Consider the following 11,196-nt stretch of genomic DNA (forward strand, 5'->3'; position numbering starts at 1 on the left):
CATGGCAACTTTAAGCTGTAAAGTAACATCTGTTGAATCTATCACGGATACGGTTTATCGGGTGATTTTGTTGCCAGATGGTCCTTTTCATTTTAAAGCAGGCCAATATTTAATGGTCGTGATGGATGAGCGTGACAAACGACCATTTTCAATGGCTTCAACTCCTCACAATAAAGAAACTATTGAGTTACATATCGGTGCTTCTGAAATCAATCTATATGCAATGGCAGTAATGGATAGAATTTTGGATCAAAAACGTATTGATATCGACATCCCACATGGTAAAGCTTGGTTTCGAGAAAATAGCAGTAATGCCATGATCTTAATTGCTGGTGGGACAGGTTTTTCCTATACCCACTCAGTATTGCTTGCGGCTTTAGCTGAAAACCCGAATCGTGATATCACTTTCTATTGGGGTGGTCGTCAATTGGAGCACTTATACGATCTTGGCGAATTACAGGCTCTTAGTGAAAACTATCCTAATTTAAAGATCACACCAGTTGTAGAGCAACCAGATGAACTATGGCGAGGCAGAACAGGAACGGTTCTGAGTGCAGTGCTAGAAGATTTCGGTGACTTATCAGGTCATGATATCTATATTGCAGGCCGTTTTGAAATGGCGAAAATAGCTAGAGAACGGTTTTGTAATGAGCGCGGAGGTAAACCGGAGCAGTTATTCGGTGATGCTTATGAATTCATTTAACCCGTCCTAGTTCGAATTGTAGGGGTGTTGGCTTCATTCATTCGCCCTAGTCACATACTTTTGTATGCTCCTAGGGGCTCATTCACTTGCCGCCTACCTACAATTCAAACTATGAGGGTTAAACTTGTTATGGCTTTTGCGTGAAAACAGGCCAGTTCAAATTGTCGGGGTGTTGGCTTCATTCATTCGCCCTAGTCACATACTTTTGTATGCTCCTAGGGGCTCATTCACTTGCCGCCTACCTACAATTCGAACTATGAGGGTTAAACTTGTTATGGCTTTTGCGTGAAAACAGGCCAGTTCAAATTGTCGGGGGGTTGGCTTCATTCATTCGCCCTAGTCACATACTTTTGTATGCTCCTAGGGTCTCATTCATTTGCCGCCTACCTACAATTCGAACTATGAGGGTTAAACTTGTTGTGGATATTTGGCTAGAAAGAGGCAAAAAAAACCCGCCCCTGACTAGGCGGGAACATCGACAAAATACAATGTTTGCGAAAACTAAAAATAAATTGTTAAACTCGTTCGATAATTGTGGCTATACCTTGGCCGAACCCGATACACATGGTGGCTAAACCAAACTGTTTATCGTTTTGTTCTAAATGATTAAGCAAAGCTGTTGAAATTCTTGCTCCTGAGCATCCCAAAGGGTGGCCAAGTGCAATAGCCCCTCCGCTGAGATTTACTTTATCATCTAATTGGTTTTCTGATAGCTTCAAGCCTTTTAGACATGCAATAGATTGTGCCGCAAAAGCTTCATTTAATTCAATAATATCAATATCATTTAAAGTTAGTCCTGCTCGCTTTAAAGCGAGCTCACTTGCTGGCACAGGCCCAAATCCCATGATTGATGGGTCACAGCCAACAACGGCCATTGCGCGTATTTTAGCTCGTGGTTTAATTCCTTGCTGAGTGGCATAACTTTCGCTGGTCAGTAACATCGCAGACGCACCGTCAGATAGAGCAGATGAATTACCTGCGGTCACCGTCCCACTAACAGGGTCGAAGGCAGGGCGAAGAGCCGCTAAACCTTGCAAGCTTGCATCAAAGCGAATCACTTCATCATAATTTACTGAAATGAGGTTACCTGTGGCATCATGGCCATTAATTGGAACGATCTCGTTATTGAACTTCCCTTTTTCCGTTGCAAGGGCTGCAAGCTGGTGAGACCTTAATGCAAATGCATCTTGCTCTTCTCGGCTAATTTTATACATTTTGGCAAGCATTTCAGCGGTCAGTCCCATAGCGCCTGCGGCTTTAGCAACTCGTAAAGTCAGTTTAGGGTTGAAATCTATACCATGAGTCATTGGTACGTGACCCATATGCTCCACTCCACCAATGAGTACTGATTTTGCATCACCCGTCATAATTAACCGGCTCGCATCATGTATTGCTTGCATTGATGAACCACAAAGGCGATTTACTGTAACGGCAGGAACCGTATGAGGTATAGCCGTGAGTAATGCTGCATTTTTAGCAATATTAAACCCTTGCTCCAGTGTTTGCTGAACACAACCCCAGATGATGTCATCCAATTCTTTGTTACTTGCGTTTGGATTACGTTCAAAAATCGCATTCATGAGGTGTGCAGAAAGGTCTTCAGCTCTAACATGGCGAAATACCCCACCTTTTGAACGGCCCATTGGTGTACGTATTCCATCAATAATGACGACATTTTCCATAAAATTAACCTCTCGCAACTTTTTTGACATCAATCGCCACTACAGGTGGCTGTGGGTAATATCTTGCATTGGTAGCCGCTTTTTCTTTTAAGCCATTAGGCGCATGATATAGAGGACTTAAATGCTGTAAAGATTCCGTCGTTTTTAAGTAAGACTGGCTGCCTAAGGTATCTAAATAGCAGAACACCCCTCCTCTGAATGGTGGAAAGCCTAAACCATAAACTAAAGCAATATCTGCATCTGAAGGGCTTTGAATAATACCTTCCTCTAAGCAACGAACAACTTCGTTAATCATAGGAGCCATCATTCGAGCAATAATTTCTTCTTTGGTGAAAGTGCGCTTTGTTGGGCAAATAGTAGCAAGTAATTCATCAGCCCTAGGGTCATTAATTTTTTTCGGTTTCCCTTTTTTATCTTTTTCATATTGATAAAACCCTTGGCCATTCTTTTGACCAAAGCGTTGTTGTTCATACATCACATCGATGGCATTTTTGCCTTTTTTCCCCATTCGTTCAGGAAAACCTTGAGCCATAACTTGCTCTGCATGAAAAGCAGTATCAATACCAACAACATCAAGAAGATAAGCAGGCCCCATTGGCCAGCCAAACTCTTTTTCCATGACTTTGTCTATTTCTCTAAAGTCAGCTCCATCTTGTAGCAGTAAGTTAAAGCCCGCAAAATAAGGAAAAAGTACCCGGTTAACAAAGAAGCCAGGGCAGTCATTGACAACAATAGGGGTTTTCCCCATTTTATTGGCGTAGGCAACAACCTTGGCAACAGTGTTATCAGAAGTTTGTTCTCCTCGGATAATTTCAACTAATGGCATCCGATGCACTGGGTTAAAAAAGTGCATACCGCAGAAATTTTCTGGGCGTTTTAGTGATTTTGCGAGGGTTGAAATTGGAATAGTTGATGTATTTGAAGCCAGTATAGTTTCACTTGTTACTAAGGACTCAACTTCAGATAATACAGCGGCTTTGACTTTCGGGTTCTCAACAACGGCTTCAACGACGATTTGGCTATTTTCCACCCCGTTGTAAGATAATGAGGGATGAATAGATGATAAGGTTGCCGCCATTTTCGCTGCGGTGATTTTTCCACGCTCAAATTGATTATTTAATAGCTTTTGTGCTTCTTCAATCCCTAAGTCTAATGACTTAACATTAATATCCTTCATTAAGACAGGTACGCCTTTACTGGCAGATTGATATGCAATGCCTCCGCCCATAATCCCTGCACCTAATACGGTAGCATGCGTTGGAATATCAACATGTTGTGCGATTTTTTTACTGTTTGACTTAACTTGTTGGTCATTTAGAAAAATATTCACTAACGCACGTGCAACATCACTATGCGCTAGAGGAACAAATGCAGCTGTTTCATGCTTCAAGGCTTCATCACGAGTGCAATTTGCTGCCTTTTCAATCGTATTTACAGCAGTCATAGGCGCTGGATAGTGTTTGCCTGCAACCTTGTACACCATCCCCTTAGCAACATTGAAACTCATCGTTTGCTCAATAGGTTTCAATTGTAGAGGGCTAAGCTTAGGTTGACGTTTTTTATGCCAATTGAAGGCCCCAGCAATTGCAGATTCAATGACTTGCAGCGCTGACTGTGCGAGAGCTTCTGTATTAACAACCGCGTCAACAAGGCCTAGTTTTAAAGCTTGCGAGGCATCGACATCTTTACCCGCAGTAATAATTTCTAATGCGCTATCCAAACCAATTAATCGAGGAAGCCGAACGGACCCACCAAAGCCAGGCATGATCCCAAGTTTTGTTTCAGGAAGCCCAATTCGAGCATCAGGTGAAGCGATGCGAAAATCAGTGGATAAAATGCATTCACAGCCACCACCTAATGCATAGCCATTAATGGCACAAATCGTTGGAACAGGTAGGTCTTCAATGCGATTAAAAATACTATTAGCGTAGTGCAACCAATCGCTTAGTGTTTCTTTTGACGCTTCAAAGAGTGAAAGAAATTCTTTGATATCAGCGCCAACAATAAAAGCGGGTTTATCAGAACGGAAAATTACACCTTGCAGCTCGGTTTGTTGCTCAAGAACAGACACGGCTTCATCAAGTGAAGCAACGGTGTGGGTATCCAATTTATTAATTGGCCCTGGTGAGTTAAAAACCAGTTCTGCAATCCCTTGTTTCAACCATTGAATATAGATAGTGTCACTTTGATAAAGCATTCTGCTCTCCTCTACGTGGTAGTGTTATCTGGTACGACCAGATGAGGTGAGTGTGACTAGAATGTTAATTAATTGCAAACTTTTAATAACAAAAATGGAAGGTTGGTCACAGCAATTAAGCGAAATAATTAATGATTTAAATGATAAAGGTATTATATATCAATTGATTAATGATGGTTTGCAACAGAGTGCATATCCGTTAATAACAGAACGTGGTAAGCTTGATTTTTCTAATTAATGCTGAAAGGTTGAAAGAAATGGAAAAACTGACTGCACTCTACGCTGAACACATTAAAACGTTACAAAACAGAACTCAGCAAGTTTTACAGCGCAGCAAATTAGATGCCATATTGATTCATTCGGGTGAACCCCTACGCATCTTTCTTGACGATAGCGACTATCCTTTTAAAGTTAATCCTCATTTCAAAGCGTGGGTGCCTATTACTGATGTTCCACATTCATGGTTATTAGTTGATGGCGTAAATAAGCCTAAGCTATGGTTTTATTCACCTGTTGATTATTGGCATAGTGTTGAACCACTGCCGAACAGTTTTTGGACCAAAGATATTGAGTTAATCCATTTAAAAAATGCAGATGACATTAAAACCTTCCTAGCAAGTCTACCGAAAGAAAATGTGGCTTATATTGGTTCTGCAACTGCAAGGGCTGAGTCATTAGGGATTTCGCTACATAATATCAATCCCAAACCTGTTTTAGATTACTATCATTATCATCGTTCTTATAAAACAGATTATGAACTTTACTGCATGCGTGAAGCGCAAAAAATGGCTGTAAATGGGCACCTCGCTGCTCTTGAAGCATTTCGCGCAGGAATGAGTGAGTTTGATATTAATATCAGTTATTTACAATCAACCGGGCATCGAGATACCAATGTCCCTTATGGTAACATTGTTGCACTGAATGAAAATGCAGCTGTATTGCATTACACTAAACTACAGCAAACGGTACCGAACGAATTACGCAGCTTTCTTATTGATGCAGGTGCTGAATATAACGGTTATGCTGCTGATATTACGAGAACTTATGCTGCAAAAGGGAAAGATGAATTTGCTGAATTAGTTGCGGATGTCAATACGGAACAGCTCGCTTTAATTGATACAATCAAGGCGGGAGTACGCTACACAGACTATCATGTAGATATGCATCATAGAATTGCTAAGATACTGACTAAACATGATATTATTAAAGGTATTAGTGAAGAGTCAATGGTGGAAAGTGGTTTAACAACGCCATTTTTGCCTCACGGTTTAGGGCATCCGCTTGGTTTACAAGTTCATGATGCTGCTGGTTTTATGCAGGATGACAGTGGTACACATCTCGCGGCTCCTAAAATGTATCCATTCTTGCGTTGTACTCGTGTTTTAGAACCTAAAATGGTGTTAACTATTGAGCCTGGGCTCTACTTCATTGAATCTCTATTATCTGAATGGAGAAATGGGGAGTTTAGCCAGCACTTTAATTGGGATAAAATCGAGTTCTTCAAACCTTACGGTGGTATTCGTATTGAAGATAATATTGTGATCCACGCAAATCGTATTGAAAATATGACTCGAGACTTACATTTACGTTAATGAAACCTTATTTAATACCGGCTGAAACTATTTCTTTTACAGAAGAGATCAAAAAAAGCCAATTTATTACGTATTTAGCTCATACAGATGGTATTGAAGCGGCAAAAGATTATATTCAATCAATTAAAACTCAATACCCAGATGCCCGGCACTATTGCTGGGCATTTGTTGCTGGCCGGCCTGATGATTCACAAAAGTTAGGGTTCTCTGATGACGGGGAACCGACAGGAACAGCAGGAAAGCCCATTATGGCGCAACTATTAGGTAGCAACCTAGGGGAGGTTACCTGTGTCGTCGTGCGTTATTTTGGTGGAATAAAGCTAGGGACGGGGGGGCTCGTTAAAGCCTATGGAAATGGTGCCCAGCAAGCATTAAAAATATTACCCACAAAGACAAAAGTACCACAAAAAATCTTTAACTTAGAGTGTGACTATTCATTGATTAATGCAATTGAACAACTGCTTGTTCAAGTGAATGGCACGGTTTTGCACAGTGATTATAATGAAACTGTCTCTTTACAAATTGCAATTCCTGCTACTCTTGAGCAGGAGGTCAATGATAAATTACGCGATATAAGTCGTGGAGCCTTAACGCTCACGCCAGAATCGGAATAGTAAACAGTTTTATCAAGGAACCTGCCGAATGCATTTTCGTGCAATAACCCGTATAGTCGGGCTGCTTGTCATCATCTTTTCTTTTACCATGGTTATTCCTGGTATTGTTGCGCTAATTTATCGTGATGGCGCAGGGCGAGCTTTTAGCCAGACTTTTGTCACTGCTTTGCTAATTGGCCTTTTTTTGTGGCTACCAACCCGTAATAGCCGGCACGAACTTAAAGCAAAAGAAGGTTTTCTTATTGTTGTTTTATTTTGGACTGTGTTGGGAAGCGTTGGGGCATTGCCGTTTATTTTTTCGGAAAGACCCAATCTTTCGGTAACTGATGCTTTTTTTGAATCGTTTTCAGGCTTGACTACAACTGGTGCGACAACGCTAACAGGGCTTGATTCCTTGCCCAAAGCTATTTTGTTTTATCGGCAAATGCTTCAATGGCTTGGGGGGATGGGGATAATTGTACTCGCTGTTGCAATCTTACCGCTTTTGGGCGTTGGGGGAATGCAGCTATACCGCGCAGAAATGCCGGGTCCTTTGAAAGACAATAAAATGCGCCCTCGTATTGCAGAGACGGCAAAAACATTATGGCTTATATATGTACTACTCACAATTGCTTGTGCGGTGGCTTTATGGATAGCCGGAATGGATGTTTTTGATGCCATTTCTCACAGCTTTTCAACCATTGCTATCGGTGGGTTTTCAACTCATGATGCCAGTATTGGTTATTTCAACAGCCCTGCGATTAACACTATTATTGGTATTTTCCTGATTATCTCTGGTTGTAACTTCGGTTTGCACTTTGCTGTATTAACCGGACGTAGTTTGGGAATTTATTGGCGCGATCCCGAATTTAGAATGTTCATAAGTTTCCAATTTGTCTTAGTGGTCATTTGTACTTTAGTGCTTATGTTTCATTCTGTTTATAGTAGTTTTGGTCAAACGCTTGACCAAGCCTTCTTCCAAGTTGTTTCAATGGCAACGACGGCTGGTTTTACAACGGATAGCTTTTCGGGATGGCCTCTTTTCTTACCAATGCTTCTATTATGTGCTGCATTTGTTGGGGGGTGTGCAGGCTCGACAGGTGGTGGGTTAAAAGTTATTCGTATCTTGTTACTTTTCTTACAAGGTTCGCGTGAGTTAAAACGCTTAGTTCATCCTAATGCAGTCTACACAATCAAACTGGGGCAAAGAGCATTACCAGAAAGAATAATTGAAGCCGTTTGGGGGTTCTTTTCTGCCTATGCACTTGTTTTTGTTGTTAGCTTATTATTGCTGATCGCAACAGGTGTTGATGAGTTTTCTGCGTTCTCAGCAATAGCGACCACACTCAATAACTTGGGACCAGGTCTTGGGACTGTCGCAGATAACTTCACATCAATGAATCCAACTGGGAAATGGATTCTAGTGGTGACTATGTTATTTGGGCGCTTAGAGGTTTTCACTTTATTAGTGTTACTGACTCCCACTTTTTGGCGTGAATAGTCGAGCGCAACTAATAAATAATATTACCTATATAGAAATGATAATAATCTAGGAACAATAATGAGCTATTTACTTTTACATTCCAGTACGGATGGGCAAACTAAAAAAATTATTTTAAAAATAGCAGAACAACTGAGGAATTCAGGTCGTGAATGCGATATTCGTGATTTAAATACTGACCAACAGCTTAATTTATCAGGTTACGATAAAGTATTGGTAGGAGCATCCATTCGTTATGGGCATTTCAATAAAAAACTACAACGTTTTGTGACCTCCCATCAAAATCAATTGAACTCAATGACAACAGGTTTTTTTGCTGTAAATTTGACGGCAAGAAAAGAAGGTAAGAATACAGTAGAAACTAACGCATATACGCGGAAGTTTTTAGAAGCGTGCCCTTGGAAGCCAACATTGAAATCTGTTTTTGCCGGAGCACTGTTTTACCCTCGTTATACATGGTTTGATAGAATGATGATCCGCCTAATTATGAAAATGACAGATGGCCCAACCGACCCAAAAACAGAAGTTGAATATACTAATTGGGAAAAGGTAGCCGAATTCGCAACTGAATTTGATAGTTTGTAGGTCGTAATTTCAACAAAATGTAGTTATTTTATGTTTTTTGTTTAATAAATCATCGCTTGGTAAAATAAATCAAAAAAACACTTGCGAGAATTTTTCGACTCCCTATAATGCGCATCCGTTATCACGACAAATCGGTTAGAAGAAAACTTCATAACCCAGTGATAACAGAGGTGAGAAAGAAAAAAGTTGAAAATAAACGCTTGACTTTCTAAATAAAAAACGTATTATACGACACCTCGCGACAACGACCTGATTCACGGAATCAAGTCCGAAAATCGAAAGATTTAGTCGCAACGCTCTTTAACAATTTATCAGACAATCTGTGTGGGCACTCACAGGACACTATCAAAAAAATATTTGATTTTAAGTCTTGAAGAGTGACTAACACGTTAATTCATATATATGAACTAATAGGTAATATGTTTTCGCAAGAAGACATACGACAGTAAACATTCTTTGAGCATCAAGCTACTTTTAATTGAAGAGTTTGATCATGGCTCAGATTGAACGCTGGCGGCAGGCCTAACACATGCAAGTCGAGCGGTAACAGGGGAAGCTTGCTTCTCGCTGACGAGCGGCGGACGGGTGAGTAATGTATGGGGATCTGCCCGATAGAGGGGGATAACTACTGGAAACGGTAGCTAATACCGCATAATCTCTCAGGAGCAAAGCAGGGGAACTTCGGTCCTTGCGCTATCGGATGAACCCATATGGGATTAGCTAGTAGGTGAGGTAATGGCTCACCTAGGCGACGATCCCTAGCTGGTCTGAGAGGATGATCAGCCACACTGGGACTGAGACACGGCCCAGACTCCTACGGGAGGCAGCAGTGGGGAATATTGCACAATGGGCGCAAGCCTGATGCAGCCATGCCGCGTGTATGAAGAAGGCCCTAGGGTTGTAAAGTACTTTCAGTCGGGAGGAAGGCGTTGATGCTAATATCATCAGCGATTGACGTTACCGACAGAAGAAGCACCGGCTAACTCCGTGCCAGCAGCCGCGGTAATACGGAGGGTGCAAGCGTTAATCGGAATTACTGGGCGTAAAGCGCACGCAGGCGGTTGATTAAGTTAGATGTGAAATCCCCGGGCTTAACCTGGGAATGGCATCTAAGACTGGTCAGCTAGAGTCTTGTAGAGGGGGGTAGAATTCCATGTGTAGCGGTGAAATGCGTAGAGATGTGGAGGAATACCGGTGGCGAAGGCGGCCCCCTGGACAAAGACTGACGCTCAGGTGCGAAAGCGTGGGGAGCAAACAGGATTAGATACCCTGGTAGTCCACGCTGTAAACGATGTCGATTTGAAGGTTGTTCCCTAGAGGAGTGGCTTTCGGAGCTAACGCGTTAAATCGACCGCCTGGGGAGTACGGCCGCAAGGTTAAAACTCAAATGAATTGACGGGGGCCCGCACAAGCGGTGGAGCATGTGGTTTAATTCGATGCAACGCGAAGAACCTTACCTACTCTTGACATCCAGAGAACTTAGCAGAGATGCTTTGGTGCCTTCGGGAACTCTGAGACAGGTGCTGCATGGCTGTCGTCAGCTCGTGTTGTGAAATGTTGGGTTAAGTCCCGCAACGAGCGCAACCCTTATCCTTTGTTGCCAGCGATTCGGTCGGGAACTCAAAGGAGACTGCCGGTGATAAACCGGAGGAAGGTGGGGATGACGTCAAGTCATCATGGCCCTTACGAGTAGGGCTACACACGTGCTACAATGGCGTATACAAAGAGAAGCGACCTCGCGAGAGCAAGCGGAACTCATAAAGTACGTCGTAGTCCGGATTGGAGTCTGCAACTCGACTCCATGAAGTCGGAATCGCTAGTAATCGTAGATCAGAATGCTACGGTGAATACGTTCCCGGGCCTTGTACACACCGCCCGTCACACCATGGGAGTGGGTTGCAAAAGAAGTAGGTAGCTTAACCTTCGGGAGGGCGCTTACCACTTTGTGATTCATGACTGGGGTGAAGTCGTAACAAGGTAACCGTAGGGGAACCTGCGGTTGGATCACCTCCTTACCATTGAAGTGTTTTTGTGAAGTGCTCACACAGATTGTCTGATAGAAAGTAGAGCAATGGCTTTACGTGGGAGACTTATTCGCGAGAATAGGACTTACATGAAAGCACAAAAGTTTTTGTGATTTTCGTGTCCCCTTCGTCTAGAGGCCTAGGACACCGCCCTTTCACGGCGGTAACAGGGGTTCGAATCCCCTAGGGGACGCCAATTGCGCCGATATCGAGTGAAAGACGATGTCCCCAATAATGATTAAGCCAATTATATTGTAGTTGGTTTAACAATTATGCTCTTTAACAATCTGGAACAAGCTGAAAATTGAAAACAACGCAC

At 42.3% G+C, this 11,196-nt stretch carries 8 protein-coding genes, 1 tRNA gene and 1 rRNA gene; 8 read left to right on the forward strand and 2 right to left on the reverse strand.

The annotated features are described in order from the left end of the window. Position 1: 1 nt before the first annotated feature. Positions 2–703, forward strand: coding sequence for an NAD(P)H-flavin reductase (gene fre, locus PZ638_RS02755; RefSeq protein ID WP_036958308.1), 702 nt, complete (start codon positions 2–4; stop codon positions 701–703). Between the two features lie 515 nt (positions 704–1,218). On the opposite strand, the gene fadA is transcribed toward fre, so the two are convergent. Together fadA and fadB are read right to left on the reverse strand one after the other, a co-directional pair. Beyond that, positions 1,219–2,385, reverse strand: coding sequence for an acetyl-CoA C-acyltransferase FadA (gene fadA / locus PZ638_RS02760; protein ID WP_094961386.1), 1,167 nt, complete (start codon positions 2,383–2,385; stop codon positions 1,219–1,221). Positions 2,386–2,389: 4 nt separating this feature from the next. Further along, a complete protein-coding gene (fadB, locus tag PZ638_RS02765) occupies positions 2,390–4,582 on the reverse strand; it encodes a fatty acid oxidation complex subunit alpha FadB (protein ID WP_094961385.1) in 2,193 nt (730 codons plus the stop codon). A 52-nt stretch (positions 4,583–4,634) separates the two neighbouring features. Here fadB and PZ638_RS02770 point away from each other — a divergent pair, with 52 nt between their 5' ends. From PZ638_RS02770 to PZ638_RS02800, 7 genes are all read left to right on the forward strand, one after another. Then, positions 4,635–4,820 (forward strand): hypothetical protein, encoded by a 186-nt coding sequence (locus PZ638_RS02770; protein WP_141240669.1) that lies wholly within the window; start codon positions 4,635–4,637, stop codon positions 4,818–4,820. 19 nt (positions 4,821–4,839) lie between these two features. Next, positions 4,840–6,174, forward strand: coding sequence for a Xaa-Pro dipeptidase (gene pepQ, locus PZ638_RS02775; RefSeq protein ID WP_094961384.1), 1,335 nt, complete (start codon positions 4,840–4,842; stop codon positions 6,172–6,174). Continuing rightward, positions 6,174–6,788, forward strand: a complete 615-nt coding sequence (locus PZ638_RS02780) for an IMPACT family protein (protein ID WP_272674867.1) — start codon at positions 6,174–6,176, stop codon at positions 6,786–6,788. Before pepQ ends, PZ638_RS02780 begins: the two co-directional genes overlap by 1 nt. A gap of 28 nt (positions 6,789–6,816) precedes the next feature. Continuing rightward, positions 6,817–8,268 carry a Trk system potassium transporter TrkH gene (trkH, locus tag PZ638_RS02785; RefSeq protein WP_004260787.1) on the forward strand — a complete coding sequence of 484 codons (1,452 nt, stop codon included), beginning with the start codon at positions 6,817–6,819 and terminating at the stop codon, positions 8,266–8,268. Between the two features lie 60 nt (positions 8,269–8,328). Further along, positions 8,329–8,853: a menaquinone-dependent protoporphyrinogen IX dehydrogenase gene (gene hemG / locus PZ638_RS02790; RefSeq protein ID WP_272674869.1), complete on the forward strand. Its 525-nt coding sequence runs from the start codon at positions 8,329–8,331 to the stop codon at positions 8,851–8,853. A 475-nt stretch (positions 8,854–9,328) separates the two neighbouring features. Continuing rightward, a 16S ribosomal RNA gene (locus PZ638_RS02795) occupies positions 9,329–10,868 on the forward strand. A gap of 129 nt (positions 10,869–10,997) precedes the next feature. Continuing rightward, positions 10,998–11,073 (forward strand) — tRNA-Glu (locus tag PZ638_RS02800). Positions 11,074–11,196: the final 123 nt, after the last annotated feature.

Origin of the sequence: Providencia hangzhouensis (assembly GCF_029193595.2) — a bacterium.
Taxonomy (GTDB): domain Bacteria; phylum Pseudomonadota; class Gammaproteobacteria; order Enterobacterales; family Enterobacteriaceae; genus Providencia; species Providencia hangzhouensis.